Origin of the sequence: Leclercia sp. 1548 (assembly GCF_050435045.1) — a bacterium.
Classification (GTDB): Bacteria; Pseudomonadota; Gammaproteobacteria; order Enterobacterales; family Enterobacteriaceae; genus Enterobacter; species Enterobacter adecarboxylatus.
Genome location: NZ_JBNDJP010000005.1, coordinates 110286 through 134862, shown reverse-complemented (window position 1 = coordinate 134862; position 24577 = coordinate 110286). Strand labels below are relative to the sequence as shown.

Sequence of the window (24577 nt, the reverse complement as noted above, 5' to 3'; positions counted from 1 at the left end):
CATGTGGCAGCGAAGTAAAACCCTGATTCTGGTGCTGGGGCTGTTGATGAGTTATCAGGCTCTGGCAGGCAGCGCCTGGGACAGCTACAAAGCGCGATTTTTGATGGCGGATGGTCGCATCATTGATACCGGCAACAACAGTGTGAGCCACACTGAGGGGCAGGGCTTCGCCATGATGATGGCGGTGCGCAATAACGATCGCGCCGGTTTTGACAAAATCTGGAACTGGACGAAAAAGAACCTGCAAAACCCACAGACGGGGCTGTTTTACTGGCGTTTTAACCCGGTGGCCGCCGATCCGATTATGGATAAAAACAATGCCACCGACGGCGATACCTTTATCGCCTGGGCGCTGTTAAAGGCGGGTACTCAGTGGAATGACAACAATTATCTGAACGCCTCGGACGCGATCACCAAATCGCTGCTGGCCCGCAACGTCATCAGCTTTGCCGGTTACCGCGTGATGCTGCCGGGGGCGAAAGGCTTTAACCTCAACAGCTACGTGAACCTTAACCCGTCCTATTTTATCTTTCCGGCATGGGAAGATTTCGCGAAACGCAGTCATCTGACGGTGTGGCGTGACCTGATTAATGACGGGCAGAAGCTGCTGGTGAAAATGCGCTTTGGCAATACCCAACTGCCGGCGGACTGGGTTTCTCTGTATGCCGACGGGCACGTGACCCCGGCGAAAGAGTGGCCTGCACGCTTCAGCTACGATGCGATCCGCGTGCCGCTGTATGTGAAGTGGTACCAGCCGACCAGCCCGTTAATGGCGCCTTATACCGCCTACTGGGGACGTTTTGCCCGTAACCAGACACCTGCGTGGGTGAACATCACCACCAACGATCCGGCGCCTTATATGATGGAAGGCGGCCTGCTGGCGGTGCGTGATTTGGCGATGGGGCAACTCCCGGCAGGCGAGCCGCAGATCACGGCGCAGGAGGATTACTATTCTGCGAGTCTGAAGATGCTGGTGTCGCTGGCGAAGTAGTTTTTATCCTGCCGTTGTCGGGATTCTGGAAAGCGCCTCGCAAGACTGAATTGCGGTGGCGCTTTTTGCTTTCTGTGGGGGAGAGCAGGGCGTAGAGTCAGCGCGTTGCAGGAGAAACTGCAGCCGGGCATAGGAACCCGATCCAGTACAAGGTGACCCAGATTCACTTTCTGGTGTCCTGCCAGCGCCCCGATAAGATTATGGTGGCGCTGGCGGAGCAGCCGAAAGGCTGGCCGATTGCCGTTGAGTTCCGGTTCCTGACCCTGTCAGCGCTGCCACTCCCCGCTGGCATACAGTTCTATGACCGGAAATACAGCTGTATCCTTTGATGTATACATTACTGAGTTAGTAAAGTTGTAGATCTTACCTTTCACGTGAACCGTAACCAGCCGCCCAATTTTTGTTACGACGGCTGTACCTGTATCTGCCGTTAAAAAGGGTTTCATTTCACCCACGGCTTTAAGGGGATCGCCTGAAAGCTCTCCCGATAAGTAATAACGAAAGACATCAGATACGGTCGCGTTTCCTCCCTGATATTGCGTGACATAAAGCCAGGTGTTTTCATTCAGTTGTTTTGATGCGTACAAGCGATCGTCGTAAGGCTTGCCGAGCATATACTGGTAGATGGCGAAACATACCACCAGCAGAAGCAGAACAAGAGTCAGAGTACGGTGTAGGGTTTTAATAACCGTGCTGTATCGCATAATCAATACCTTGCTTTATCCATTTTTGGTCTTCTGGATCATCTCCATATGGAGGTGTTTTCCACCAGTGACCCCATTCTTCAACATTGGATGTGCCAGCCCTGGACTGCGCGAATCCCGCTCCTTTTAACAAAATTGCAGGGGGTATTCCGCTTACATAACCCGTAGCCCCGTAATTAAAATTCCCGAAATCTGCCCATAACCTATTTTTCTGTTTGTAATCCCACGGACCCCCATTTCTGACTTTATTATAAAACCAGTAATACGTGGTTGGGGTTGCCATTCCTTTGCTCATTCCCAGTGCTTTGGCTTCCATTATGTTTTTACGCAGTAAAGAAAAGCCGCTGGGAGGCATGATCGGAATAATAGCCATCGCATATCCTTATGCCGTTTTACGTTCGCTCCATGAATCCGAAAAAATTAGATTCCCATCACAATGCTTCCAGGTGATTTTTTCGTAACGGAACTCGACTTGCTCTATATGGTTTTGGTGGAGAGTGGTGGGATCTTTGCAGTCATGCATTATTGGTGCAACGGATACAACTTTAACGTTCTCCAGCAGCATGTTGAAGTACTCAACTTCTTGCCCGGCATCATTGATTTTGTACCATTTTAACTCTGCAGACTTCAAAGTTTGTCCGGTAGCCACTGCTTTGTAGAGGTACGTTGATGAGCTATCAAACTCTTTTTCAATAATGAAAGAACCATGGATTCGATTGCCTGTAATCTTACCCGTATTGTTATCGGTTGGGGTATATAAACGGTGGCTGAAACCAATTACCTCTACACTCCCTTCACGATCTCTTACATCGGACGAGCCTTTGATTAAGGCACCGCCATCATCTTTTAAAAATAAGTATGCTGGTATAGCCATTCTAATTAACTCCATTTAGGTGGGGAATTAAATAGACATTACGATGACGCAATCTTACAGAATGTAATTTTTTATATCTCAGCAGTTACCTTGATAGATTTCTATAATGATTACAGCCAGGTAATTTGATTTTTATATGTATTTATAATGTCTTAAAGAGGCGATAAGCGTTTAAAAAGCCAGGAACAGTGGTGAGTCGGCGAGAGAAAAAGAATGTTTTTGTTTTGGTTTGCTGATGAGGGGATAGAACGGCATGTTCACACATCAACTCAAACGAAAAGGGCTTAGCCAGTTACCTGTCTAAGCCCTTGAAATTTGGTGGCCCCTGCTGGACTTGAACCAGCGACCAAGCGATTATGAGTCCGAAACTTAAGTTAAGTAAAACAATTATTTACTTTAATTTCAACTGCTTGAGAAGTCGAATAATGGAGAATATGCCAGCATAGTAGATAGGTTTGCTGCCATTTTGCTGCCATCTCAAGGATGTTGAGGTCTTGCTGAACGGCAAAGGTTTTCGACTTGACCAAAAAACACTAAACTTTGTTCCATCATTGCCGATTAGAATAATGTTTTTAAATGAGTGTTAATAGTATAAACAAGGAGATACTGTGTCAAATTTGAGAGATATGGAAGAGCTTATAAGTGATATTGTTGATGTTGAACTTAAAGAATATATGCGTGAAGCACTGACATGTTACATGACTGGAGCGCATCGTGCGTGTGTAGTGCTATCATTCATTGCTATTTTTGAGGATTTATTAAAAAAATTAGATGGGATGGCAACAACAAATAGAACAGCAAGGGACATATTTACTGAGATTAGTAAAAAAAGAGATGAGCAAAAAGTCTATGAAAATGATCTGCTCAACAAATTGAAGTCTGAGAAAATAATAACTGAAATTGATGCGGATTTTTTGACAGTATTGAAAACTCTCAGGAATAAAGCTGCACATCCTTCAGGACACAAACCTACTGCAGAGGAAGCGAGATATGTTTATTCTGAAACAATCAATCGATTTCTTTCTAAACCAGTACTTTCAACTACGCAAGTTGCAGACCAAATCCTTTCTAAGTTAACAAATGCCTATCTGTTCCCTACAACCAATATTAGTGATCATTCAGCGGTTGTAAATGATGGGGTTAAAAATTTGCATAGTGATGGCTACTCATATCTTTTATTAAAATTGATTGGATCTTTAGATAATACTAATGAACAAATAAAAACGAATGCTAAGCGGTATCTACTTGGTTTATCATTTAAACCATTGAATCATGATGTTTTACAACAAATTAAAAAAAATATAATAATTGACTGTTGTTCCGATGATAACAAGTCTCAGCTTATAATGGAGTGCATAGCTACCAACTACGAATTGCTGAATGGGTTAGATGAAATTGTATACTTAAGACTTAATAAAATGTTTGAGGATAGAATTATATCCACAAAAACATCTGATCAACATACATATTTGAAACATCCTATTCAAATTTCTAAGAGTTTACTTAAGTTAGACGAAGAGGTAATTAATAAATTCTTTAAGAAAAGTATCGATGATGTTTTTGAAGTATATAAACTAAGTCCGTTATTAATGCAAATAGTAAAAAATAAAGATTGGGCTAAAAGAAAAGTTATCAACTTGATTTTTGAAAAAGCCGGGTCTTCAACCTTTGACGAAGCTAATTCATTCGCAAGAAGTGCAAGTGCTTATGATGAAGACTTGTCCCATCTGTTGAGCAATATGGAATGCTTAGAGTTAATTATCAGGGTATGTGAAGCAGGAATTTGGGGAGCATATGGGGCTGAAGGTATGATGAAAGGAAAATTCAATAACATACCAAAAGTTAAAGAGAAAGCTCTAAAAGCTCTTCTTGAGGATGAGGCTGCCAGCCAAGAGGTAATAGAAAGAATTAGGCCAGATCTTGGGAATGCTGAAGACTTCGAAAAAAATTTCTTTTGATGTAAATTTTAAGAAGGGCATTTTAAATGCCCTGATTTTAATCGATTATAAGGTTCAGTGGGTTCAAACTCACAGCTTCTGACAGATGATCTGGCGCAAAATGAGCGTAGCGCATAGTAACTTTAATATCAGTGTGTCCTAATATTCGCTGTAACACCAAAATGTTACCGCCTCTCATCATAAAATGGCTGGCGAATGTATGCCTTAAAACATGCGAAAGTTGTCCGTCTGGTAGGTCGATACCAGCGCGTTCAATGGCACCACGAAATGCAGAATAACATTTAGTAAATACTGGTTTTGATGTTCTTAATTTGGGGAGAATCTCATACAGTTTATCACTGATTGGTACTGCGCGGTTCTTCTTACCTTTCGTTTTAATGAAAGTGATCTTGCCCGGGCTGATCTGTTTACCCGTTAAATTCTCAGCTTCTCCCCACCGCGCGCCGGTCGCCAGGCAAATCTTAACGATGGTGGTTAAATCTTCCGCTTTGCTTTTCTCGCATTCCTCAAGCAAACGTGTTGCCTCTTCAACCGTCAGCCAGGCCAGCTCCACCTCAGCAATTTTAAACTCTCTGACGTTTTCAAGAGGGTTGGGCGCGGTCCAGTCATCAAGTCGTTTCAGCTCGTTGAACATAGCCCGGAAATAAGCCAGCTCAAGGTTTACTGTTCGAGGGGTTACGGTCTTCACTCGGTCAGAGCGCGTTATTTTTCCGCTTAACCGCTGTTCGCGGTAAGTAGAGAAAAGCTTTGCGTTAAATTCAGTAGCGAGCGGATCACCCATGGCGAGGCAGGCAAACTCCATGGCGCTTTTTCGCTTCTCGCCATCTGCAAGTGTTACACCGTGCGCGTTATACCAAGCAGTTACTAAATCCTTAACGCGCCGCTTGTCTGCTTTCTCGCCCAACCAGGGCTTATCCTCGGATTGTTCTTTAACGTGCCGTTCATATGCCAGGGCTTCCCCTTTAGTGGCGAACTGGCGGCGTATACGCCGCCCGTCCCTACCGTTCGGGAAAACTTGGGCCTGCCACTTGCCGTTACTTAATTTACTTACTGCCATTGTTACACCTCTGGAAGCGGGTAAAGCAGCGTAATCCAGTCATACACGTTGATAACTTCGCCAGAGTCACGGATTACAATTTCTTGATCTTTAATCCTATCAATTCGAAATGTGCGCAACTGCCTGCGTAAATGGCAATAGCCAGTTATATGGACTTCATCCACTTCTTTCACGTCTACTTCTCTTAACGTTTCTTCGTTCGATGCGCTGATGTAGCTGAATGAAACGAATTGATAGTCAGAAGGAACTGGAGGAATCGAAGAAAGTGAGGGACCGGCTGTTGTTGTAGGCTTAGACGGCGCTGCGTAAGGTTTTTCCTTTTTTTCAAGAATGATCCCTAAAGTGGCGAATAAAACAAACGCCGTGAAAATATGCGCGGTAATGATATGTATGGATTTCAACAACAGAAATATACCGACAAAAAAAGCAGCAACAATAAGGCTATCAATGATTGAACTGCATGTGCTTTTTTCTTTGCCGATACTTTTTGCTACGGCTGGGCCGCAAAGAATGATTAGGACTAACTCAAGTGTTATAAGCATGTGTCAATCCATAAACTCTGTTTTGCCGATAACTTTACCTAAAACATTCACATCAGCGGCATTGCACTCAAAGGACGCCTTGCCATTTTCGACTCTGACCTTTCCGCCCGGCAGCCGATACATTTCGCGAATGCTGGTTACGCCATCCATTTCAATTAACCAAAAACCATCAACCAGCTCCCCAGAGAAGTCATCAATAATCCAGATCACACCATCGGCATTGACCAGATGTGGATTTTTGGTCCCGCTTGGCAGTAACTCAAGTGAAAGCGTGATAGTTCCTTGGGGATGTGAAATCCCATTTTGGATGATTTCATATTGAAGTTGGACTTCAATATTGGGTTCATCAATACCTGAATCCCTTTCATTTTGGGTTGTCCCTTTAGGTGGCTCGCCACGTCCATAAACCAACCACTCCAGTGATGCTCCTGTTTCCATGGCGCATATCAAAACCCAGTCAGCAGGGAAGTTCCCGCGCGTAACTCTATTAGCCATAGTGCTTTGAGACACATCAAGGTGTCTGCAGAGAGCCTGCCTTGAGGTGAAGCCGTAGGCATGACAGATCCTCTCTATTGGGTCTTTACCACCATCCGGTAACTGTATTGACTTACGATTCGTGAAATCTTTCTGTTGACCATTCCAATTTTGGATCATAGTATTTACGCAATGTGAGTTGTTGTTGAATAGTGTTAAACGCTCTCGAATAGTGTAGAGAACGTCTCAAACTGAGGAATAGTGCATCATGAATCGTAAATTATCAATGCGCCCCAGCATCAATCTTGTGGTGTCTGAACCATTCATTACCCTGGATGAGTTCTGCCGCCGTACTGGTTACAAGCCCAGCTATGTCCGCCAAATGATCCGTGAAAACCGCCTGCCTATCAGGAAAAAGGCCGGAGTTAACAGCCTCATCGAAATCAACATGTTCGCTTTGACGATGGAAGCAGCCCAGGGCTGTGAAGTCTCAATGCAGGCCTGATAGTTCCATTTTGGGATACAAAAGGATTTCCATCATGTTTGATTATCGCGTTTCCAAACATCCGCATTTCGAAGAGGCCTGCCGGGCTTTCGCTCAACGTCACAATATGGCGAAGCTCGCGGAACGTGCGGGAATGAACGTCCAGACGCTGCGCAACAAGCTGAACCCGGACCAACCGCATCAGTTCACGCCGCCTGAAATCTGGTTGCTTACCGATCTGACTGAGGACTCAACACTGGTTGACGGCTTCCTGGCACAAATTCACTGCCTGCCGTGCGTGCCACTAAATGAAGTAGCAAAAGAGAAGTTGCCGCATTACGTAATGAGTGCAACAGCGGAGATCGGGCGTGTTGCTGCCGGTGCTTTATCTGGTGATGTGAAAACCGCTAACGGTCGCCGTGACGCTATCACCAGTATTAATTCAGTTTCGCGCCTCATGGCGTTGGCCGCAATTTCCATTCAGGCGCGCCTGCAGGCAAACCCAGCGATGGCAAGCGCAATGGACACCGTAACGGGCCTTGGCGCTTCGTTCGGCATCATCTGAGGTGATCATGTTGACTAAAGAACCCTCATTCGCATCGCTTTTAGTTAAACAAAGCCCGGCAATGCACTGCGGACATGGCTGGATTATCGGGAAAGATGGCAAGCGCTGGCACCCGTCCCTCTCTCAGGACGAACTGCTGGCAGGGCTGACCACTACCAAACAGGGGAAACCATGGCTATTGAAGGCGCTGCGGCGACTGTTCCATTAAGCCCGGGTCAACGTCTGGAAGGGTTGAACCGTATAGCGGAGTTAAGGGCGAATGTGTTTGGTCTGAATATTGAGCCAGAGCTTGAAAGGTTTGTTAAGGATATGCGTGACCGTCGCGATATAAACCATAAACAAAATGAGCGGGCACTGGCAGCCATATTCTTTATGGCAAAAATTCCGGCAGAACGTCACGGCGTCAATATTAGTGATCTGACTACTGACGAAAAGCGGGAGCTGGTTATAGCAATGAATCATTTTCGTGCAGTGGTGAGCTTATTTCCCAAACGGCTAACCATGCCGAATTAACCCACAACAGAAATTAATGGCGTAAACCCGCCGGGCATTTTTTTGCCCAAATTCAGGAGTAATGAATATGAGAAATATCGAAACCCGCACCACTAAAACCGGACCAGATGATGCTGGCCTGAACCAGATGCTGATCGAAGCGCGCAAAGAAGAACGCCGTGGCCGTGCCGATGTAATGGCGGCCCGCATGGAATCCATTGCTGCCCGTATTGTGTCGCGCCAGCTCAATCACACGGAAGCGGCGGAACTGCTGCGTGAAGAAGCGATGAAGATTCAGAACGAAGCGCAGGAGATCCACTGATGGCTGATTCTATGGACCTTGTACAGCAGCGCGTTGAAGAAGAACTCCAGCGCCACATTCACAATGCCCGCAGCCGTAACGCTGGGGCTTTCTCTATTGAATGCGAAGGCTGCGGGATTGTTATCCCCGAAGAACGCCGCGCCGCTGTGCCGGGCTGCGATCTTTGTTTTACCTGTCAGACCATCAGTGAGCTGAAAGGCAAACATTACAACGGAGGTGCTGTATGAGCACCATCCTGAAATGGGCAGGCAATAAAACAGCCGTCATGCCTGAATTAATTAAACACCTTCCTGCTGGCCCGCGACTGGTTGAACCTTTCGCGGGTTCCTGCGCTGTGATGATGGCAACAGACTATCCTCATTATCTTGTTGCGGATATTAACCCTGACCTGATTAACCTTTATCAGGTTATTAAAGAAGACGTTAACGGCTTCATTAATCTGGCTGAGCGTGTTTTCTCAAAGTTCACCACAGAAGAAGATTATTATAAATTCCGCCATTATTTTAACACTGTGCCCTTGGAGCCAATTGATAAGGCAGCTTATTTCCTTTTCCTCAATCGTCATTGTTATCGTGGTTTATGCCGTTATAACAAGCGCGGCCTTTTCAATGTGCCATATGGTAATTATGAAAAGCCTTATTTGCCCGTTGATGAAATACGCGCCTTTGCTGAAAAGGCTGTGCGTGCCACGTTCATCTGCGCCAGTTATGACGAGACACTGGCAATGCTGCAGGCGGGTGATGTGGTCTATTGCGATCCGCCATATGACGGCACATTTAGCGGTTATCACACCGCCGGGTTCGCTGATGATGAACAGTATGATTTGGCCTCTATTCTTGAACGCCGGGCATCAGAAGGCCATCCGGTCATCGTGTCCAATAGCGACACCCGCCTGATTCGTTCGTTGTATCGAAACTTCACCCTTCACCGCATTAGCGCAAAACGCAGCATTGGCGTTGCTGCAGGCGAAGGGAAAGCGGCTGACGAACTCATTGCGGTGCTTAAGCCGAAAGTGTGGGTAGGTTTTGATTTAGCGAGTGGACCTGATTTCTACGTCGTGCATGAGGTGCGCGCGTGAGCCATCACGACGTTAAAAAGCACGGCGGTGCAGATAATGCCGCCGCTGCTTTTAACTGGAATGTGCCTAAAGAGGCAATTAACCCATATCTGGACCCGGCGGAAGTTGCGCCGGTTTCTGAGCTTTCAAACCTGATCGCTCTTTACGCTGCGGACAACGAGCAGGAGCAGCTGCGCCGCGGGGCATTGAGCGATAAGGTTTGGGAACACTATTTTTACAATGAATCCCGTGATCCTGTTCAGCGCGAAATGGAGCAGGACCAGCTGATCAGTCGCGCCAAAATGGCCCGCGAACAGCAGCAATTCAATCCCGATCTGGTCATTATTGCTGACGTGAGCGCCCAACCGGCGCACATCAGCAAGCCACTGCTCGAAAGGATTAAATATTTCCAGAGCCTGGGAAAACCAAAGGCGTACTCCCGTTATCTGCGAGAAACCATCAGGCCGTGCCTTGAACGGCTGGAACAAGTGCGCATTAGTCAGGTTTCTGCCTCTTTCCGTTTTATGGCGAGCCAGGACGGAATGGAGGGCTTGCTGGTTCTGCCAGAAATGAATCAGGAGCAGGTTAAGCGTTTGTCTACCCTGGTAGCTGCGCACATGAGCATGTGTCTGGATGCGGCCTGCAGTGAGCTGTTTACTGATGAAGACGTTATGCCGGAAGAGATCCGCCGGTCATGGGAAAGGGTCGCCGCTGAAGCTATGCGCCTTGATGTTATCCCACCTGCATTTGAACAGCTTCGCCGTAAAAAGAACCGCCGTAACCCGGTCCCGTATGAGCTTATTCCGGGTTCACTTGCCCGTATGCTTTGTGCGGACTGGTGGTATCGCAAGCTGTGGCAGATGCGGTGTGAATGGCGGGAAGAGCAGCTACGTGCTGTTTGCCTGGTTAACAAAAAGGCGTCCCCGTATGTCAGCTATGAAGCCGTGATCCACAAACGTGAACAGCGCCGCAAATCGCTGGAGTTTTTCCGATCTCATGAGCTGGTTAACGCTGACGGTGACACGCTGGATATGGAAGAGGTGGTAAACGCCAGCAGCAGCAATCCGGCGCACCGCCGCAACGAAATGATGGCCTGCGTTAAGGGACTGGAACTAATTGCAGAAATGCGCGGGGAGTGCGCGGTGTTCTATACCATCACCTGCCCGTCACGCTTCCATGCAACCCTCAACAACGGCAGGCCAAACCCGAAATGGAACAGCGCAACGGTCCGGCAGAGCAGCGATTACCTGGTAAACATGTTTGCAGCTTTCCGTAAGGCAATGCACAAAGCCGGGCTGCGCTGGTATGGCGTCCGCGTTGCAGAACCGCACCATGACGGCACCGTACACTGGCACCTGCTGTGCTTCATGCGAAAAAAAGAACGTAAATCCATCACCGCGCTGCTGCGTAATTTTGCCATTCGTGAGGACCGGGAGGAGCTGGGCGCCAATACCGTGCCGCGCTTCAAGTCTGAGCTTATCAACCCACGTAAGGGCACGCCTACAAGTTATATCGCTAAATACATCAGCAAGAATATCGACGGGCGCGGGCTGGCGCAGGAAATCAGCAAAGAAACGGGCAGATCACTCCGCGATAACGCTGAGAACGTAAACGCCTGGGCATCACTGCATCGTGTTCAGCAATTCCGCTTCTTTGGCATCCCTGGCCGTCAGGCATACCGCGAGTTGCGCCTGCTGGCCGGTCAGGCTGCCAGAGTACAGGGCGACAAGAAAGCTGGCGCGCCGGTACTGGAAAACCCGCGTCTGGATGCTGTACTGGCTGCAGCTGATGCTGGCTGTTTTGCCACTTACATCATGAAGCAGGGCGGCGTCCTAGTTCCCCGCAAACATCACCTTGTCAGAACTGCTTATGAGCTGAACGACGAACCAAGCGCATACGGCGATCACGGTGTTCGTATTTATGGCATCTGGTCCCCGATCATTGAGGGCCGGATCTGCACTCATGCAGTGAAGTGGAAAATGGTTCGTAAAGCCGTTGACCTTCAGGAGGCGGTAGCCGACCAGGGCGCTAGCGCCCCTTGGACTCGTGGCAATAACTGTCCCCCTGTTGAAAATTTGAACCAGACAGGGGGTGAAGTACAGGATATTACGTCCATGAATGACAAGGAGCTGCATGAGTACCTGCACAGCATGGGGAGGAAAGAACGCCGTGATCTGACCGCCAGGCTGAGACTCGTTAAACCGAAGCGGAAAAAGGAATACAAACAGAGCATATCTGATCAGCAGCGTCTGCAGCTTGAGTATGAACTGCAGTCCCGTGGGTTCGATGGCAGCGAGTATGAAATAAATCTGCTTCTGCGCGGTGGCAGCCTTCCGTCAGGTGGTGGGTTACGAGTCTTTTACCGGAACGAGCGTCTACGCGAAGATGACAAATGGCGTCAGTATTACTGACGGTACGGATATATTTTCATGTTTTTGACCCATATCAGGGCTTTGTTATGGAGGTTTAAAAACCGTTTTACATTTTGAAATCGGTACTATACTGTATGTATAAACAGTGGATATATATACAGTTAATTTGTGTAAGTGGCCGTAATAGGAGGGAAAATGCAGGATTATCTTTTGGAGTCATTGAAACTTCAGCGCATTGATTTTTTCATAAAACTGGTAGCGGCAAGTGAGTGCAGCGAAGAAGAAAAGCGACTGGCTATCCAGTGGGTTTCTGAGCTGACGGACGAGCTGATGGCGAAAATTCGCAACCATGAATACAGCCGCATAATGGACGCTACCAGCTAGGGGAAAATTTATGCGCATTGAAATAATGATCGATAAAGAGCAGAAAATTAGCCAGGCGCTATTAGAAGCACTTGAATCCGAACTTTACCGAAATTTGCGCCCCCTCTTCCCAAAAACAGCTATCCGAATCCGCAAGGGCAGTGCCAATGGTATTGAGCTTAGCGGGGTAAGACAGGCTGAAGATAAAGAACGTGTAATGGAAATTCTGCAGCAGGTCTGGGAGGACGACAGCTGGTTACACTGAACGTTGCCCCCGAAAGAATTCATTCTGATGGGGGTAAGGTTGAACAACGAGTGAAACGAGGCGTTAGCTATGGGAAAGAAGGATGACAACTACCAGATAGTTTATCGCGGGGAACGTCTTGCAAAGTATCACCCGGGAGGGTGGGTATTCTTTCAGCGGCCTAAAGAATGCGGCGGCGGTTACTGGTTAGGCCGCACCTATGATGACCTTTTCTGGCTCGAACTTGAATTCCCAATTTCGCTGCATGATGGCGTGGTTTATCTCCTTCATTACGAGAAAGTTGAGGCCAGAAGTAACGAGTTTGATGATAATTTTTCGTTGTTCTGATCGAAACGTGCGAGTGCATGACTATGCCGCATGAGATCGCATGATCGATTAAGGATCGTTTTGACGCAGGCCCGCCAGTTCTGGCGGGCTTTTGCTTGTGTCATGCACCTGCATGAAAACCACTACATAAAGCGGGCAGGCGTGGCGGGGATACGAGCGCGCGCTCATTACTTTGATAGCATCTAGGCTACAATATGGCTGGCTATCTTTTTCGGAGAATACATATGTCATTGGAATTTGTTAAAGAACAGTTATCAGATTTTATTTCATCGACAGAACCTGAAGTAATGGCTATACAGGGTGAGTGGGGTATAGGGAAAACATATACATGGAATTCTTTTTTAAAAGATAATAAAGATAGTATTTTATTTAATCGATATAGTTATGTATCTCTTTTTGGTATCAACTCTCTTGATTCTTTAAAGTACTCTATTTTTGAAAATACAATTACAACGGAATACATTGGAACTAAACCAGATTTAGAAACAGCTACAACCAATGCAACTGGGGTTGTAGAAATGTTTTCTCGAAAATTCGCTGGTGTGTTAAAAGAAGTGCCAGTTTTAAAAAATTTTACTTCGACTCTTGAAACGATGTCATTTATGACGGTTTCTAAAATGATTGTAGTAATAGATGACTTAGAGAGGCGTGGTAAAAACTTAGAGGTTAAAGATGTATTAGGATTGGTCTCTCTTTTGAAAGAGCAAAAAGATTGCAAGGTTGTTCTTTTGCTTAACAATGGTTCAAATGGTATGGGAGATTATTCCACTTATAAAGAGAAAGTCATTGATAGAGAGATTACTTATAATCCTACACCAGAAGAATGCGCCTCTATAGCTTATGGTTATGATATTAATCTTCATGAATTGTTAAGCAAGTACACCATCTCGCTAGGAATTAAAAATATTCGAATACTTAAAAAAATAGAACGTTTCCTCTTAGCTTTGATTCCTAAAATTAATGGAGATGCTAAGACAATCTCAAACGAAGTAGCGCATTCTTTAACTTTGTATTGTTGGAGTCATTATGCGTTTTCAGCAGATGGAGATGTACCCTCGTTGGAATATATTAGCAGTATACGAAATGTCTATATGTATGATGACAAGGAGGAGGAACAGAAAAAAAGATGGCTTAATACTTTGCTTAAGTACGGTTATAAAAGAACGAATGAGCTTGATGAAGCACTAATTGATATGGTTAAGTATGGGTATATAGATACAAATCGTTTTCAAATACAGATTGGAATAAGAAATGATGAAATAATACGTGATAACAAGCGTGGTTCTCTGTTTGAAGCATGGAAGTATTTTCATAATTCATTTGATGATAATCAAACCGAGGTTGTTGAAAAGCTATCCCAGGCTGTGCTAGATGGAATGGAGTATGTAACTCCTGGAGATTTAGATAGCGTTGTTGGATTGTTTAGAGATTTTGATGAAGATATTAAAGCAAAGAATTTAATAAATAGCTTTATTACTTACGCTAATGATGCACTCAAGGAATATGTCCAGTCTATTTACATGAATGTTCATCCTGTAAAAGATTCTGAGTTGTCGTCAAAAATTAAAGAGTATGCTAATAGTCTAGACTTGGAAGAATCTATAGGGGATGTGCTCGCAAAATTGTCAGGTCAGAATGGCTGGGCTGAAAGGCACGAAGTCACTCTAGATAGTGCATCAGAAGAGGACTATTATAAGTTATTCAAAGATGTTATTACTAATGGCAGTGACTCAATAATAGCTACTGCTCTTAAATTTGGTACTTATAGCAATGGTTCAGATAGAATGAATCGTATTGGTGAAAAGGCTAAAAACGCTTTAATAAGAATCGGAAGCGAGTCAAATATTAATAAAATACGTGTAAAACGGTATTTGTGATTTTAGAGGGGTAATTTACCCCTCTTTTTTTAATTTAATGAATAATCATTAAATGTTATTATCTTTTTATTTAGCCAAGTGTTAATTTCAACTAATCTTTTTTGTAGCGGAATAAGCTCATTTCTAACAAAAACCTTACTCGCCTTCTCCACATCCCCAAACCCCCCAACATTGCTAGGCATAATCCCCATCATCTGCGGCGGCACGCGGTGCGCTGCCATCATGTCATCCCGGCTCACGTTCTTGATGTTCAGGAACTCATCCTTTGCCGCTACTTCTGACAGCGGGATGATCTGAATCCCGTCCTTTTTGCCGTTGGGCGAGTACATAAACAGGTTGCGGAAGTTGCCCGGCCCTTTGGCGCTTTTCATGGCCTGGCGGATGTTGTTCACGTCCTCCTGGTTCTGCGCGGCGTCGGTCATGTACATGATGAAGCCCGCATGGCTGCCGTTGATGTAATACTTGCGGCGGAACAGCGTGGCGGACTCGTTCAGCAGGGCTGAAGGGATGGCGGAAAGGTATTCCGGCAGGCCGTAAATCTCCTGGTTTAAATCCGGCTCCATCAGATGAAAGATGCTGCCTTTGGTGAATTCATACGGCTGCGTGGTCATGCCGTACTGCACAAACCAGTAGGTATCTAGATCGACGCCCCGACGGGTGTATTTCGCCAGTGACGGCTCCAGCGACAGAATGCCGCCAAGCCGGTTCGTCCGTTTCTCCAGATAGGCGTTACCGAATACCAGATAGTCCTGCACGAAGCGGCTGAATGCCTGCTGGCTCAGCAGCGGGTGTGGGATAAACGTGCTGGTCAGAATGTTGCGCTTAACGGCAATCGGTGAGCTGTGATGCACGGCGGCGCGGTAGGTGCGGGCCAGGCCGTCAAAGCTCACGGGAGGCTCATACCACTTATCCATCTGCACGCATTCCACATAGTCCAGCAACTCCCGGCGGTCCAGTACCGGGATCGGGTCGCCAAAGCTGAATGCTTCTGTAGATACGCCGCTGCTCGGTTGAACGCTCTGTTTAGCTGCAGCGCGGTTTTTATTCCTCTTGCCCATCAAAAAATCTCCACAATGTTACTGGTATTGGCGGCTTCGCCCTGCAGCGGTTCGTTAAACAGTGCGTGCATCGTTGCCCAGGCCAGATCAGCATGGCTGGCTTCCTCGCTGCGGCTGGCTTCGTAGGTGGGGCGGTTACCGCTGGCGGTTGTAGCACGGCGGATAGCCATGAAAGACTGAGCAATGTCGGTGTGCCCGGCGTCAAACTCCAGGCGGCGGTGGCTGATAATGTCGTAGGCCTTGAGTACCAGGGCGTTTTTGACATTGGGGTTGTAGACAAACTCCCGTACCGCCGGGAAGAACGCTTTAACGTTTTCATAAACGCCGTGGCCGACGCCGGTCGAGTCGATGCCGATATAGGTCACGTTGTACTGCTGCGTTAGCTTTTTGATCGCGTCAGCCTGCGCGCGGAAGTCCATTCCGCGCCACTGGTGCCGCTCAAGAATGCGGAACTTGCCGCCCGGCACGGCTGGCGGAGCCATCACCACGCATCCGGCGCTGTCGCCGTTCTGCGTACCTTTCGCCGGGTCATAGCCGATCCAGACTTCGCGCCAGCCAAACGGGCGCAACGCCAGCGCCTGAAAATCGGACCAGACCTCCCAGCTGTCCACCATGCACGCCTGCAGCTCGCTGAGCGGGAACACCGACGCCAGATCGTCAATAAATTCGCACATCAGCAGGTTCTGGTACTCGTCCGGGCTGTACTCCATGCGCAACTGGTCCAGGTCGAACAGGTTACAGCCGCCGCGCACCGCATCCTCCACGGTGACGATCTGGCGGTACTGACCGTCAGGGCAGAGGAGGCCGGGGGCCAGGCTGCCGTGAGTCAGGTCAATATCCACCTTGTCTGCTTTGTTGCGGCCCCGGTTGAACAGTGCGCCGGACCAGAATGGATAGGCGCTGTGGGTCAGGCTGGATGGCGTGGAAAAATAGGTCTGCCGCCATTTTTTGTGAATGGCCATACCGGACGCAACCTTGCGCAGCTCCTGGAATTTCGGAATCCAGAAATATTCATCCAGGTACAGGTTGCCGTGGTAGCTCTGCGCCGTGCGGGCATTGGTGCCGAGGAAGTACAGGCACGCGCCGTTGCTGAGCGTCATCGGGTCGCCTTTCAGTTCCACATCAACCTCTTTTGCAAAGTCGATGATGTACTGTTTAAAGACGTGTGCCTGCGCCTTACTGGCTGAGAGGAAAATCTGGTTGCGGCCGGTGGTGATGGCGTCAATCAGCGCCTCCCGGGCAAAAAAGAAGGTCGCCCCGATCTGGCGCGATTTAAGCAGGTTGCGGATACGGTGGCGGTTGCCTGCCTCATACCAGTGGCGCTGGTAGGCGAACATCGAGCCGTGAAAAACCTCCTGCAGCTTCTCGATCTGTTCGTCGGTGAAAACATTCTTTTCAGGCTGACGGCGTGGACCTTTGTTGCGGTTGGCTACGTTCGGGTTTAAATCCGCCTCGTTCCCGCCGTCGTTGAATTTACCGATCCGGGCGTGGCGCTCTGACTGGCGCGCCAGCAGGTCAATTTCCTTGAAGTCTTTCCCTTCTTTCTGCTCCTTCATAATGAGCTGGCAGTAACGCGCGGCGGTAGTGAGCTGCATCTGATCCAGTGGCTCATAGTCGCCCCACTTGTCGCGCTTCTTCCAGCTGTGAACGGTTGCAACTTTCTCGCCCAGCATTTCAGCAATGCGGGCTACGCGGTATCCCTGAAAGTACAGCAGCATGGCCTGCCGACGGGGATCGAGGTCTGCGGGGGTCAGTGTTGTGTTCATGGCACAAGCCTACGGCCTTAACAGTGCGCTTTCCCCGGCTGCGGTTTGTATGGCCGACCGCACAAGCGCTGCGCGTTGTTTCACTCCCCACATCACCGCAACCATAAGGCTCCAGTAAGTTTTTTCTAACGGAGCACGGCTCATGACAGTGAAAGCAAAGCGTTTCTGTATCGGGGTGGAAGGTGCCACCACCGACGGACGCGAAATCCAGCGTGAATGGCTGGAGCAAATGGCAGCCAGCTACAACCCGGCGGTCTACACCGCGCTGATTAATCTTGAACACATCAAGTCATATTCACCGGACAGCGCCTTTAACCGCTACGGCAGAGTAACGACGTTAATTGCAGATGAAATTCAGGACGGGCCGCTGAAGGGGAAAATGGCCCTGTATGCCGACGTGGAGCCGACCAGCTCACTCGTTGAACTGGTCAAGAAAGGTCAGAAGCTATTCACCTCTATGGAAGTCAGCCCGAAGTTTGCCGACACCGGCAAAGCCTATCTTGTAGGCCTGGCCGCCACTGACGATCCGGCGAGCCTGGGCACCGAAATGCTGACCTTCAGTGCCAGCGCCGCACGAAACCCGCTGGCTAACCGCAAGCAGAATCCTGAAAACCTTTTTACTGCCGCTACAGAAACGCTGATCGAGCTGGAAGAAACCCAGGAAGAAAAACCGTCCCTCTTTGCCCGCGTCACTGCCCTGTTCACCAAAAAAGAGCAGACCGATGATGCGCGTTTCTCAGACGTGCATAAAGCCGTTGAGCTGGTCGCCACTGAACAGCAGAACCTGAGCGAGCGCACTGATAAATCCCTGTCCGACCAGGACGCGCGCATTTCTGAGCTTGAAACTTCGCTGCAGGAGCAGCAGTCCGCCTTTGCCGAACTTCAGCAGCAGCTGAGCCGTGAAGACAGCCGTAAAGATTACCGCCAGCGCGCGCCGGGCGGTGACGTACCGGCAGGCACCCTGACCAATTGCTGATGGAGCATAAAACCCGATGAAAAAGAATACCCGCTTTGCCTTTAACGCTTACCTGCAGCAGCTGGCGCGTCTGAACGGTGTGGAAGTTGAAGAGCTTTCCAGCAAATTCACCGTAGAGCCGTCCGTGCAGCAGACGCTGGAAGACCAGATCCAGCAGTCCGCCGCTTTCCTGACGCTGATTAACATCACGCCGGTTGCGGAGCAGTCCGGGCAGTTGCTTGGACTGGGCGTAGGTTCCACCATTGCCGGAACCACCGACACCACCACCAAAGAGCGCGAACCTACCGATCCGATGCTGATGGAGGATGTGGAATATAAATGCGAACAGACCAACTTTGACACGGTGCTGACCTACGCAAAGCTGGACCTTTGGGCGAAATACCAGGACTTCCAGGTGCGTGTGCGCAATGCCATCGTCAAGCGCCAGGCACTGGACCGCATCATGATCGGCTTCAACGGCGTGAAGCGCGCCAAAACCTCCAACCGCGAAGAAAACCCGCTGCTGCAGGATGTGAATAAGGGCTGGCTGCAGAAAATCCGCGAAGACGCGCCGGACCACGTTATGGGCAGTACCACCCAGAACGGCACCACCACCGCAGGTGCGGTGAAGGTGGGGAAGGGGGGCGACTATGCCAACCTGGACGCCGTGGTGATGGATGCGGTTAACGAGCTAATCGATGTGGTTTATCAGGACGATGACGAGCTGGTTGTTATCTGCGGCCGTGAACTGCTGTCTGACAAGTATTTCCCGCTGGTTAACAAAGAGCAGGAGAACAGCGAAAAAATCGCTGCCGATCTGATTATCAGCCAGAAACGCATGGGCGGCCTGCAGGCGGTGCGCGCGCCTTTCTTCCCGGCGAATGCCCTGCTGATCACCCGCCTGGATAACCTGTCCATCTACTGGCAGGAGGACACCCGCCGTCGTTCTGTTATCGACAACCCGAAACGTGACCGGATCGAAAACTTTGAGTCCGTCAACGAAGCGTATGTGATTGAAGACTATCGCTGCGCGGCACTGGTCGAAAACATCGAAATCGGTGATTACACCGCGCCAGCTGCGCCGGAAGGTGGGGAGTAACGCATGAGCCTGAGTCCCGCACGGCAGCACCGCCTGCGCATTCAGGCCGAACAGGCCGCCCGGGAGGGCGGCAGTGTTCGCCATGCGTCCGGCTATGACCTGATGCTGCTCCAGCTCGCAGAAGACCGCCGCCGCCTCAAGGGCGTCCAGTCCACCGTGAAAAAGGCTGCAATCAAGGTGGAGCTTCTGCCGAAGTATGCCGCCTGGGCGGAGGGCGTGCTGGCTGCCGGAGGTGCGCAGCAGGATGACGTGCTGATGTACGTGATGCTGTGGCGTATCGATGCCGGTGATTATGCCGGTGCGCTGGAAATAGGGCGTCATGCGCTGCGCCATGGCTGGGTGATGCCGCTGGGAAACCGCAACGTTCAGACCGTCCTGGCGGAAGAAATGGCGGACACCGCACAAAGCGCCCTGCTGGCCGCCACCGGTTTTGATGCCGATCTGCTCCTGCAGACGCTGGATTTGACAAGCGATCTGGATATGCCGGACCAGTCCCGGGCGCGCCTGCATAAAGCCATCGGCGCGGTACTGAGCGAAAGCAACCCGGCTTCTGCCCTGAATCACCTTACCCATGCGCTGCAGCTCGATCCCCGATGCGGCGTGAAAAAAGAAAAGCAGCAGCTGGAGCGCAAATTGCGTAGTGACAGCCGCTAAAGAACGTGCCCCGCGCACGGGCGGCACGGGGTGGCGAAAGGCATTGCCACATCAAAACCCCGTCCACCGCCCACTATTTCAGGAGAAAGCCGAATGCAGTTTATTGCGCCAGAGCAGGCACCCGAACAGGCGGACGTTATTAAAAATACGCCGTTCTGGCCTGATGTGGATCTGTCTGAATTTCGTAGCGTGATGCGCACTGACGGCACGGTGACGCAGCCACGTCTAAGGCAGGTTGCACTAACAGCAATTTCTGAGGTTAACGCTGAACTGTACGACTTCCGCAACCGCCAGCAAATGCTGGGCTGTAAAGCCCTGGCTGATGTGCCGTCAGAAATGCTGGACGGCAGAAGTCAGCGCATTCAGCACTACCTTAACGCCGTTTATTGCTGGGCGCGTGCCGTGCTCAATGAGCGTTATCAGGATTATGACGCCACGGGATCAGGAGTGAAACGAGGGGAGGAGCTGGCGGAGGCCAGCGGCGATCTGTGGCGGGATGCCCGCTGGGCTATCAGCCGAGTGCAGGATGCACCGCACTGCACGGTGGAGCTTATCTGATGAAAGTGCGTGCGCACCAGTATGACACGGTGGACGCGCTTTGCTGGCGTCATTACGGGCGCACGCAGGGTGTCACTGAGCAGGTTCTGCAGGCAAATCCGGGGCTGGCTGAGCATGGCCCTTTTTTACCGCACGGGCTGCAGGTTGAAATGCCGGATATACCGGCATCAACCACGGCGCAGACCGTCCAGCTATGGGACTGAAATATGACGCTTGAACGAATCAGCGCCTTTATCACTTACTGCATCGCCTTGCTGCTGGCATACCTGGGCGATCTGTCACTTAAGGATGCGTCAACAGTTGGTGGCGTGCTGATAGGTGTGCTGATGCTGGCGATCAACTGGTACTACAAACACAAAACCTACCAGCTGCTGCGCAGCGGGCAAATCACGCGGGGGGAGTATGAATCCTTCAATCGTTAAGCGCTGCCTTGTCGTGGCGGTGCTGGCTATCGCCGCCACGCTGCCCGGTTATCAGTCACTTCATACCTCTGTTGAGGGGCTGAAACTGATTGCCGATTACGAGGGATGCCGCCTGCAGCCTTACCAGTGCAGCGCGGGTGTCTGGACTGACGGGATCGGTAATACGTCCGGTGTGATGCCGGGCAAAACCATCACGGAACGGCAGGCGGCGCAGGGACTTATCACCAACGTACTGCGCGTGGAGCGGGCGCTGGAAAAATGTGTGGTGCAGCAGATGCCGCAAAAGGTCTATGACGCTGTGGTGTCGTTTGCTTTCAACGTGGGCACCGGCAATGCCTGCAGCTCCACGCTGGTTAAGTTGCTGAACCAGCGGCGCTGGGCAGACGCCTGCCATCAACTGCCACGCTGGGTGTATGTAAAAGGTGTGTTTAATCAGGGGCTGGATAACCGCCGTGAGCGGGAAATGGCTTGGTGCTTAAAAGGAGCGTAACGCAATGAAAAACAAAATCATGAACGTGTTGTTTCAGATCGCCTGGGTGGCGCTGTTAATGGCCGCGTTGTTTTATCCACGCAGCATCGCCCCGGTCCTGGTCGTTGCCGCCATCTGGATCATGAGCATTTTAACCTGGGTGCTGTCCCTCTGCGGAGTGGCTGGAGTAATTGCCGGAGGTGCAGCAAGGCATGCCATCAAAGAATCCCTCAAAAAATTCTTTACCACCCCGGATAAGCCTTTGCTCAGCTGGTTAATGAAAATCCTGGTTATTGTCTGCCTGGCATGGTCCGGCTGGGTGTTAACCCTGGTGATTTATGTGCTGACGGTGTTGGTTTATCGGGTTGTCCGTTCTCAGTTTTCAGAGGCGGCGACAGTCTGATGCGTGCGATGGCGGCAGTGCTGGCGTTGGCGCTTGCGTTGCTGGGCTGGCAGTCATGGCGGCTTAACAATGCAAGCCATACCATCGAGACGCAGGTTGCGGCGCTGAAAAGTAAATCGCAGGAACTGACGAAGAAAAACAGCCAGCTGATCGGCCTGTCCATTCTGAACGAAACCAATAGCCGGGAGCAGACGCGGCTTTATGCGGCGGCGGAACAGACCTCCGCTCTGCTGCGCAGCCGACAGCACCGGATAGAGGAACTGAAACGTGAAAATGAGGATTTGCGCCGCTGGGCTGATGCTCCTTTGCCTGCTGACATTATCCGGCTGCGGGAACGTCCGGCCCTCGCCGGAGGTGCAGCTTACCGTGAGTGGCTGTCCCAGAGTGACGCAGTGCCGCCTGGAAAGGTCAGCGCCGCGCAGTAACGGCGATCTGAATGCAGCGCTGGATGAAACGGAGGCCGCCTGGGCGGCGTGTGCTGACAAAGTGGACACGATAATTGCGTGCCAGGAGCGAGACAATGAACAAGCCGCAGTCTTTACGCAACGCCCTGAATGAGGCTGTGCCTTATGTCCGCAATAACCCGGACAAGCTGCACCTGTTTGTGGATAACGGCTCACTGGTGGCAACCGGTGCCAGCTCCATGTCATGGGAATACCGCTACACCCTGAACGTGGTGATCGAGGATTTCAGCGGGAACCAGAATCTGCTGATGGCCCCCGTTCTGCTGTGGCTCACTGCCAATCAGCCTGACGCTATCAATAACCGTGAGTTGCGCGAAAAGCTGTTCACCTTTGATGTGGATATCCTGCGCAATGATGTGTGCGATATCAGTCTGAACCTGCAGTTGACGGAGCGAGTGCTGGTAAGCACTGACGGGGGCATGTCGAGCGTTGAGGCGGTGCCGGAACCGGACGTAGCGGAAGAAATGTGGACGGTGAAACATGGGTGAGCTGCAGAGGGTGGATGACTGGCTGGCAGCGTTGCTGGCGAATCTTGAGCCTGCCGCGCGCAGCCGCATGATGCGGCAGCTGGCGCAGGAGCTGCGCCGCACGCAGCAACAAAACATCAGGCTGCAGCGCAATCCCGACGGAAGTGGCTATGAGCCGCGCCGGGTCACGGCACGCAGTAAGAAGGGGCGAATTAAGCGCCAGATGTTTGCGAAACTTCGCACCACTAAATACCTGAAAACCGCTGCCAGTGCGGATTCCGCCAGCGTTCAGTTTGACGGCTCAGTGCAGCGTATTGCCCGGGTTCACCATTACGGCCTGCGTGATCGCGTCAGTCGCAAAGGGCCAGAAATACGTTATGCGAAGAGGCAATTGCTGGGCTTCGACAATACGACAATTAATTTAATAGAAGAGCAATTGTTCGGCTATTTAGTTAGGTGAATTTCAACTGTTAAATATTCTGGCTGTTTCTAAGAATTTTTTTCCAATAGCTTCCGTGAGTTTAGTTAATGAATTGATTGTTACTATGTTTTTCTCATTTTCAATAATTGTTAAAATTGTTGCGGTTGCTTGCGTTAAACTAAGCGCAGCATTCTGAGCTGGGTCTGTAAGTCCAAAATTACTTGGGCCAATGTTAATAATGCTTGTTTCGAAAGTTGGTAATGTCAAGCTTTTGGTGATTGTCTTAATGTTTGGGTGTATATTTTGGCTTGCCCATTTGAAGTATGGTCTCATATGGTCTAATTTAACAGCCTTTTCTAAACTCTGGAATCCAGGTGCTCTGTTATTCTCAGGCAGAAAAGGAGTTGCCCATCCATATTGTGAATCAAAGTCCTTGCCGTATTTCTTTAATTTGTCTTTGAATGCTCGCGTTATAATAGCGCATTCTTCATCTGTAGGACCCTTCTCTTGCAGTCGATGCTCATGTTTTTTATGGGATTTCATCCCATAAAAGCTATCATAGATTTCATGCGCCAGAAATCTCTCTGCGCAAACAGGACTGTTTGAGCTAATAAATTGTAAAGTAACATTTACCTCGTGAAGCGATCTCCATCGAGCATGAGCACCATCAGCGTAACCATTTTTTAGTAACAGTAAAATTTCGTTGGATATTGAACAAGCTTTTGCATGTAGTCTTATCAGAAGGCCTGTTTTAATTTCATTTGCAGAGTCGCTTTCGATCTTACGGTGTTCACTGAAATCTGAGCCGGAACTAATGCAAATATCTATTAGGAGTTCTAAGTGATTTAAAGCATCCTCCCAATGAGTGATATGTTTTTGCACAAAGTTATCATGTTCCTTTTTATTGCGTTGAATGATTTTAGGGATTTCTAAATTATAGGAATCAAGTGCGGTGATTGTCAGTTCTTCAATGTACTGCATGAAAAGATGTTGGATTTCTTCATCATTGCATTCTTCGACGATATGCCCGTTTGACTCAACCCATTTATAAAATCTATCAAAAGAACTCATCCGAATCTCCCAGTTGTGCCATCAGTGACACATTTTTGTTTTGATG

At 49.4% G+C, this 24577-nt stretch carries 35 protein-coding genes and 1 pseudogene; 27 read left to right on the top strand and 9 right to left on the bottom strand.

Annotated features, from left to right (window positions below; translation table 11 throughout):
• Position 1 precedes the first annotated feature (1 nt).
• Both ABIE02_RS15190 and ABIE02_RS15185 read left to right on the top strand, forming a co-directional pair.
• Positions 2-991 carry a glycosyl hydrolase family 8 gene (locus tag ABIE02_RS15190; RefSeq protein ID WP_059307147.1) on the top strand — a complete coding sequence of 330 codons (990 nt, stop codon included), beginning with the start codon at positions 2-4 and terminating at the stop codon, positions 989-991.
• 110 nt (positions 992-1101) lie between these two features.
• A pseudogene (locus ABIE02_RS15185) lies at positions 1102-1320 on the top strand (hypothetical protein); the annotation flags it as partial.
• Here the strand turns inward: ABIE02_RS15185 and ABIE02_RS15180 are convergent.
• From ABIE02_RS15180 to ABIE02_RS15170, 3 genes are read right to left on the bottom strand one after another with little or no spacing between them, the layout of a single operon-like run.
• Positions 1258-1695 (bottom strand): hypothetical protein, encoded by a 438-nt coding sequence (locus ABIE02_RS15180; RefSeq protein ID WP_059307148.1) that lies wholly within the window; start codon positions 1693-1695, stop codon positions 1258-1260. The pseudogene ABIE02_RS15185 and the gene ABIE02_RS15180 sit on opposite strands and share 63 nt — an antisense overlap.
• Positions 1673-2068: a polymorphic toxin type 44 domain-containing protein gene (locus tag ABIE02_RS15175; protein WP_117386369.1), complete on the bottom strand. Its 396-nt coding sequence runs from the start codon at positions 2066-2068 to the stop codon at positions 1673-1675. Before ABIE02_RS15175 ends, ABIE02_RS15180 begins: the two co-directional genes overlap by 23 nt.
• Positions 2069-2077: 9 nt before the next feature.
• Positions 2078-2569: an Hcp family type VI secretion system effector gene (locus tag ABIE02_RS15170; RefSeq protein WP_117386370.1), complete on the bottom strand. Its 492-nt coding sequence runs from the start codon at positions 2567-2569 to the stop codon at positions 2078-2080.
• Between the two features lie 608 nt (positions 2570-3177).
• On the opposite strand from ABIE02_RS15170, the gene ABIE02_RS15165 reads away from it, so the two are divergent.
• Entirely contained in the window at positions 3178-4527 is a 1350-nt protein-coding gene (locus tag ABIE02_RS15165; protein ID WP_059307149.1) for a hypothetical protein, read from the top strand.
• A 37-nt stretch (positions 4528-4564) separates the two neighbouring features.
• On the opposite strand, the gene ABIE02_RS15160 is transcribed toward ABIE02_RS15165, so the two are convergent.
• Genes ABIE02_RS15160 through ABIE02_RS15150 form a run of 3 tightly spaced genes read right to left on the bottom strand, consistent with a single transcriptional unit; the run spans position 4565 to position 6780 of the window.
• Positions 4565-5584 carry a phage integrase gene (locus tag ABIE02_RS15160; RefSeq protein WP_059307150.1) on the bottom strand — a complete coding sequence of 340 codons (1020 nt, stop codon included), beginning with the start codon at positions 5582-5584 and terminating at the stop codon, positions 4565-4567.
• Between the two features lie 2 nt (positions 5585-5586).
• On the bottom strand, positions 5587-6126 hold the full coding sequence (locus ABIE02_RS15155) for a hypothetical protein (protein WP_059307151.1): 540 nt from the start codon (positions 6124-6126) through the stop codon (positions 5587-5589).
• 3 nt (positions 6127-6129) lie between these two features.
• On the bottom strand, positions 6130-6780 hold the full coding sequence (locus ABIE02_RS15150) for a phage repressor protein CI (protein WP_071886413.1): 651 nt from the start codon (positions 6778-6780) through the stop codon (positions 6130-6132).
• An 88-nt stretch (positions 6781-6868) separates the two neighbouring features.
• Between ABIE02_RS15150 and ABIE02_RS15145 the strand changes: the two genes are divergently transcribed.
• The 12 genes from ABIE02_RS15145 (at position 6869) to ABIE02_RS15090 (ending at position 14724) form a co-directional block, all read left to right on the top strand.
• Complete coding sequence (locus tag ABIE02_RS15145; RefSeq protein ID WP_059307152.1) at positions 6869-7105, top strand: hypothetical protein; 237 nt, start codon at positions 6869-6871, stop codon at positions 7103-7105.
• A 34-nt stretch (positions 7106-7139) separates the two neighbouring features.
• Positions 7140-7649 carry a phage regulatory CII family protein gene (locus tag ABIE02_RS15140; protein WP_059307153.1) on the top strand — a complete coding sequence of 170 codons (510 nt, stop codon included), beginning with the start codon at positions 7140-7142 and terminating at the stop codon, positions 7647-7649.
• A 7-nt stretch (positions 7650-7656) separates the two neighbouring features.
• Positions 7657-7857, top strand: a complete 201-nt coding sequence (locus tag ABIE02_RS15135) for a phage filamentation protein Fil family protein (protein ID WP_071886414.1) — start codon at positions 7657-7659, stop codon at positions 7855-7857.
• Complete coding sequence (locus ABIE02_RS15130; protein WP_059307154.1) at positions 7821-8162, top strand: DUF5347 family protein; 342 nt, start codon at positions 7821-7823, stop codon at positions 8160-8162. The genes ABIE02_RS15135 and ABIE02_RS15130 overlap by 37 nt, the downstream gene beginning before the upstream one ends.
• A gap of 67 nt (positions 8163-8229) precedes the next feature.
• On the top strand, positions 8230-8463 hold the full coding sequence (locus tag ABIE02_RS15125) for a DUF2732 family protein (RefSeq protein WP_059307155.1): 234 nt from the start codon (positions 8230-8232) through the stop codon (positions 8461-8463).
• On the top strand, positions 8463-8690 hold the full coding sequence (locus ABIE02_RS15120) for a TraR/DksA family transcriptional regulator (RefSeq protein ID WP_059307156.1): 228 nt from the start codon (positions 8463-8465) through the stop codon (positions 8688-8690). Before ABIE02_RS15125 ends, ABIE02_RS15120 begins: the two co-directional genes overlap by 1 nt.
• Positions 8687-9541 carry a DNA adenine methylase gene (locus tag ABIE02_RS15115; protein WP_059307157.1) on the top strand — a complete coding sequence of 285 codons (855 nt, stop codon included), beginning with the start codon at positions 8687-8689 and terminating at the stop codon, positions 9539-9541. The genes ABIE02_RS15120 and ABIE02_RS15115 overlap by 4 nt, the downstream gene beginning before the upstream one ends.
• Complete coding sequence (locus ABIE02_RS15110) at positions 9538-11931, top strand: replication endonuclease (protein ID WP_059307158.1); 2394 nt, start codon at positions 9538-9540, stop codon at positions 11929-11931. The genes ABIE02_RS15115 and ABIE02_RS15110 overlap by 4 nt, the downstream gene beginning before the upstream one ends.
• A 156-nt stretch (positions 11932-12087) precedes the next feature.
• Positions 12088-12276 (top strand): hypothetical protein, encoded by a 189-nt coding sequence (locus ABIE02_RS15105; protein ID WP_059307159.1) that lies wholly within the window; start codon positions 12088-12090, stop codon positions 12274-12276.
• Between the two features lie 10 nt (positions 12277-12286).
• The gene (locus ABIE02_RS15100; protein WP_059307160.1) at positions 12287-12520 is read left to right on the top strand and encodes a DinI-like family protein; all 234 of its coding nucleotides are present in this window, start codon (positions 12287-12289) and stop codon (positions 12518-12520) included.
• A gap of 69 nt (positions 12521-12589) precedes the next feature.
• The gene (locus ABIE02_RS15095) at positions 12590-12847 is read left to right on the top strand and encodes a hypothetical protein (protein ID WP_059307161.1); all 258 of its coding nucleotides are present in this window, start codon (positions 12590-12592) and stop codon (positions 12845-12847) included.
• A 224-nt stretch (positions 12848-13071) separates the two neighbouring features.
• Positions 13072-14724: a P-loop NTPase fold protein gene (locus ABIE02_RS15090; RefSeq protein WP_059307162.1), complete on the top strand. Its 1653-nt coding sequence runs from the start codon at positions 13072-13074 to the stop codon at positions 14722-14724.
• Between the two features lie 29 nt (positions 14725-14753).
• Here the strand turns inward: ABIE02_RS15090 and ABIE02_RS15085 are convergent, their stop codons facing one another.
• Complete coding sequence (locus tag ABIE02_RS15085) at positions 14754-15782, bottom strand: phage portal protein (protein WP_059307163.1); 1029 nt, start codon at positions 15780-15782, stop codon at positions 14754-14756.
• Positions 15782-17548, bottom strand: a complete 1767-nt coding sequence (locus tag ABIE02_RS15080) for a terminase ATPase subunit family protein (protein ID WP_059307164.1) — start codon at positions 17546-17548, stop codon at positions 15782-15784. The genes ABIE02_RS15085 and ABIE02_RS15080 overlap by 1 nt, the downstream gene beginning before the upstream one ends.
• Before the next feature lie 142 nt (positions 17549-17690).
• Here ABIE02_RS15080 and ABIE02_RS15075 point away from each other — a divergent pair, with 142 nt between their 5' ends.
• From ABIE02_RS15075 to ABIE02_RS15020, 12 genes are all read left to right on the top strand, one after another.
• Positions 17691-18524 carry a GPO family capsid scaffolding protein gene (locus tag ABIE02_RS15075; RefSeq protein WP_059307165.1) on the top strand — a complete coding sequence of 278 codons (834 nt, stop codon included), beginning with the start codon at positions 17691-17693 and terminating at the stop codon, positions 18522-18524.
• Between the two features lie 16 nt (positions 18525-18540).
• The gene (locus tag ABIE02_RS15070; protein ID WP_059307166.1) at positions 18541-19602 is read left to right on the top strand and encodes a phage major capsid protein, P2 family; all 1062 of its coding nucleotides are present in this window, start codon (positions 18541-18543) and stop codon (positions 19600-19602) included.
• Between the two features lie 3 nt (positions 19603-19605).
• The gene (locus ABIE02_RS15065) at positions 19606-20256 is read left to right on the top strand and encodes a terminase endonuclease subunit (protein ID WP_059307167.1); all 651 of its coding nucleotides are present in this window, start codon (positions 19606-19608) and stop codon (positions 20254-20256) included.
• A gap of 93 nt (positions 20257-20349) precedes the next feature.
• Positions 20350-20814, top strand: coding sequence for a head completion/stabilization protein (locus ABIE02_RS15060; protein ID WP_059307168.1), 465 nt, complete (start codon positions 20350-20352; stop codon positions 20812-20814).
• The gene (locus tag ABIE02_RS15055; RefSeq protein WP_059307169.1) at positions 20814-21017 is read left to right on the top strand and encodes a tail protein X; all 204 of its coding nucleotides are present in this window, start codon (positions 20814-20816) and stop codon (positions 21015-21017) included. The genes ABIE02_RS15060 and ABIE02_RS15055 overlap by 1 nt, the downstream gene beginning before the upstream one ends.
• A gap of 3 nt (positions 21018-21020) precedes the next feature.
• On the top strand, positions 21021-21236 hold the full coding sequence (locus ABIE02_RS15050) for an HP1 family phage holin (protein ID WP_059307170.1): 216 nt from the start codon (positions 21021-21023) through the stop codon (positions 21234-21236).
• Positions 21217-21726 (top strand): lysozyme, encoded by a 510-nt coding sequence (locus ABIE02_RS15045; RefSeq protein ID WP_059307171.1) that lies wholly within the window; start codon positions 21217-21219, stop codon positions 21724-21726. Before ABIE02_RS15050 ends, ABIE02_RS15045 begins: the two co-directional genes overlap by 20 nt.
• A gap of 4 nt (positions 21727-21730) precedes the next feature.
• Positions 21731-22108 carry a DNZ54_00345 family protein gene (locus ABIE02_RS15040; protein WP_059307172.1) on the top strand — a complete coding sequence of 126 codons (378 nt, stop codon included), beginning with the start codon at positions 21731-21733 and terminating at the stop codon, positions 22106-22108.
• Positions 22108-22533 carry an Rz-like lysis system protein LysB gene (lysB, locus tag ABIE02_RS15035; protein WP_059307173.1) on the top strand — a complete coding sequence of 142 codons (426 nt, stop codon included), beginning with the start codon at positions 22108-22110 and terminating at the stop codon, positions 22531-22533. Before ABIE02_RS15040 ends, lysB begins: the two co-directional genes overlap by 1 nt.
• Positions 22418-22666, top strand: a complete 249-nt coding sequence (gene lysC / locus ABIE02_RS15030) for an Rz1-like lysis system protein LysC (RefSeq protein ID WP_223610369.1) — start codon at positions 22418-22420, stop codon at positions 22664-22666. Before lysB ends, lysC begins: the two co-directional genes overlap by 116 nt.
• Positions 22629-23060 carry a phage tail protein gene (locus ABIE02_RS15025; RefSeq protein ID WP_059307174.1) on the top strand — a complete coding sequence of 144 codons (432 nt, stop codon included), beginning with the start codon at positions 22629-22631 and terminating at the stop codon, positions 23058-23060. The genes lysC and ABIE02_RS15025 overlap by 38 nt, the downstream gene beginning before the upstream one ends.
• Positions 23053-23499 carry a phage virion morphogenesis protein gene (locus tag ABIE02_RS15020; RefSeq protein WP_059307175.1) on the top strand — a complete coding sequence of 149 codons (447 nt, stop codon included), beginning with the start codon at positions 23053-23055 and terminating at the stop codon, positions 23497-23499. Before ABIE02_RS15025 ends, ABIE02_RS15020 begins: the two co-directional genes overlap by 8 nt.
• A 3-nt stretch (positions 23500-23502) precedes the next feature.
• Here the strand turns inward: ABIE02_RS15020 and ABIE02_RS15015 are convergent, their stop codons facing one another.
• The gene (locus ABIE02_RS15015) at positions 23503-24531 is read right to left on the bottom strand and encodes a DUF5677 domain-containing protein (protein ID WP_059307176.1); all 1029 of its coding nucleotides are present in this window, start codon (positions 24529-24531) and stop codon (positions 23503-23505) included.
• Positions 24532-24577: the final 46 nt, after the last annotated feature.

Bases quoted from the DNA above. Each gene is read 5' to 3' on its own strand.
- ABIE02_RS15055 (WP_059307169.1), top strand. From the start codon at position 20,814: ATGAAAGTGCGTGCGCACCAGTATGACACGGTGGACGCGCTTTGCTGG.
- ABIE02_RS15190 (WP_059307147.1), top strand. From the start codon at position 2: ATGTGGCAGCGAAGTAAAACCCTGATTCTGGTGCTGGGGCTGTTGATG.
- ABIE02_RS15045 (WP_059307171.1), top strand. From the start codon at position 21,217: ATGAATCCTTCAATCGTTAAGCGCTGCCTTGTCGTGGCGGTGCTGGCT.
- ABIE02_RS15115 (WP_059307157.1), top strand. From the start codon at position 8,687: ATGAGCACCATCCTGAAATGGGCAGGCAATAAAACAGCCGTCATGCCT.
- ABIE02_RS15140 (WP_059307153.1), top strand. From the start codon at position 7,140: ATGTTTGATTATCGCGTTTCCAAACATCCGCATTTCGAAGAGGCCTGC.
- ABIE02_RS15025 (WP_059307174.1), top strand. From the start codon at position 22,629: ATGAACAAGCCGCAGTCTTTACGCAACGCCCTGAATGAGGCTGTGCCT.
- ABIE02_RS15180 (WP_059307148.1), bottom strand. From the start codon at position 1,695: ATGCGATACAGCACGGTTATTAAAACCCTACACCGTACTCTGACTCTT.
- ABIE02_RS15150 (WP_071886413.1), bottom strand. From the start codon at position 6,780: ATGATCCAAAATTGGAATGGTCAACAGAAAGATTTCACGAATCGTAAG.
- ABIE02_RS15090 (WP_059307162.1), top strand. From the start codon at position 13,072: ATGTCATTGGAATTTGTTAAAGAACAGTTATCAGATTTTATTTCATCG.
- ABIE02_RS15160 (WP_059307150.1), bottom strand. From the start codon at position 5,584: ATGGCAGTAAGTAAATTAAGTAACGGCAAGTGGCAGGCCCAAGTTTTC.
- ABIE02_RS15080 (WP_059307164.1), bottom strand. From the start codon at position 17,548: ATGAACACAACACTGACCCCCGCAGACCTCGATCCCCGTCGGCAGGCC.
- ABIE02_RS15100 (WP_059307160.1), top strand. From the start codon at position 12,287: ATGCGCATTGAAATAATGATCGATAAAGAGCAGAAAATTAGCCAGGCG.
- ABIE02_RS15040 (WP_059307172.1), top strand. From the start codon at position 21,731: ATGAAAAACAAAATCATGAACGTGTTGTTTCAGATCGCCTGGGTGGCG.
- ABIE02_RS15105 (WP_059307159.1), top strand. From the start codon at position 12,088: ATGCAGGATTATCTTTTGGAGTCATTGAAACTTCAGCGCATTGATTTT.
- ABIE02_RS15130 (WP_059307154.1), top strand. From the start codon at position 7,821: ATGGCTATTGAAGGCGCTGCGGCGACTGTTCCATTAAGCCCGGGTCAA.
- ABIE02_RS15125 (WP_059307155.1), top strand. From the start codon at position 8,230: ATGAGAAATATCGAAACCCGCACCACTAAAACCGGACCAGATGATGCT.
- ABIE02_RS15065 (WP_059307167.1), top strand. From the start codon at position 19,606: ATGAGCCTGAGTCCCGCACGGCAGCACCGCCTGCGCATTCAGGCCGAA.
- ABIE02_RS15070 (WP_059307166.1), top strand. From the start codon at position 18,541: ATGAAAAAGAATACCCGCTTTGCCTTTAACGCTTACCTGCAGCAGCTG.
- ABIE02_RS15120 (WP_059307156.1), top strand. From the start codon at position 8,463: ATGGCTGATTCTATGGACCTTGTACAGCAGCGCGTTGAAGAAGAACTC.
- ABIE02_RS15145 (WP_059307152.1), top strand. From the start codon at position 6,869: ATGAATCGTAAATTATCAATGCGCCCCAGCATCAATCTTGTGGTGTCT.
- ABIE02_RS15085 (WP_059307163.1), bottom strand. From the start codon at position 15,782: ATGGGCAAGAGGAATAAAAACCGCGCTGCAGCTAAACAGAGCGTTCAA.
- ABIE02_RS15060 (WP_059307168.1), top strand. From the start codon at position 20,350: ATGCAGTTTATTGCGCCAGAGCAGGCACCCGAACAGGCGGACGTTATT.
- ABIE02_RS15155 (WP_059307151.1), bottom strand. From the start codon at position 6,126: ATGCTTATAACACTTGAGTTAGTCCTAATCATTCTTTGCGGCCCAGCC.
- ABIE02_RS15135 (WP_071886414.1), top strand. From the start codon at position 7,657: ATGTTGACTAAAGAACCCTCATTCGCATCGCTTTTAGTTAAACAAAGC.
- ABIE02_RS15175 (WP_117386369.1), bottom strand. From the start codon at position 2,068: ATGGCTATTATTCCGATCATGCCTCCCAGCGGCTTTTCTTTACTGCGT.
- lysB (WP_059307173.1), top strand. From the start codon at position 22,108: ATGCGTGCGATGGCGGCAGTGCTGGCGTTGGCGCTTGCGTTGCTGGGC.
- ABIE02_RS15075 (WP_059307165.1), top strand. From the start codon at position 17,691: ATGACAGTGAAAGCAAAGCGTTTCTGTATCGGGGTGGAAGGTGCCACC.
- ABIE02_RS15015 (WP_059307176.1), bottom strand. From the start codon at position 24,531: ATGAGTTCTTTTGATAGATTTTATAAATGGGTTGAGTCAAACGGGCAT.
- ABIE02_RS15050 (WP_059307170.1), top strand. From the start codon at position 21,021: ATGACGCTTGAACGAATCAGCGCCTTTATCACTTACTGCATCGCCTTG.
- ABIE02_RS15095 (WP_059307161.1), top strand. From the start codon at position 12,590: ATGGGAAAGAAGGATGACAACTACCAGATAGTTTATCGCGGGGAACGT.
- ABIE02_RS15170 (WP_117386370.1), bottom strand. From the start codon at position 2,569: ATGGCTATACCAGCATACTTATTTTTAAAAGATGATGGCGGTGCCTTA.
- ABIE02_RS15020 (WP_059307175.1), top strand. From the start codon at position 23,053: ATGGGTGAGCTGCAGAGGGTGGATGACTGGCTGGCAGCGTTGCTGGCG.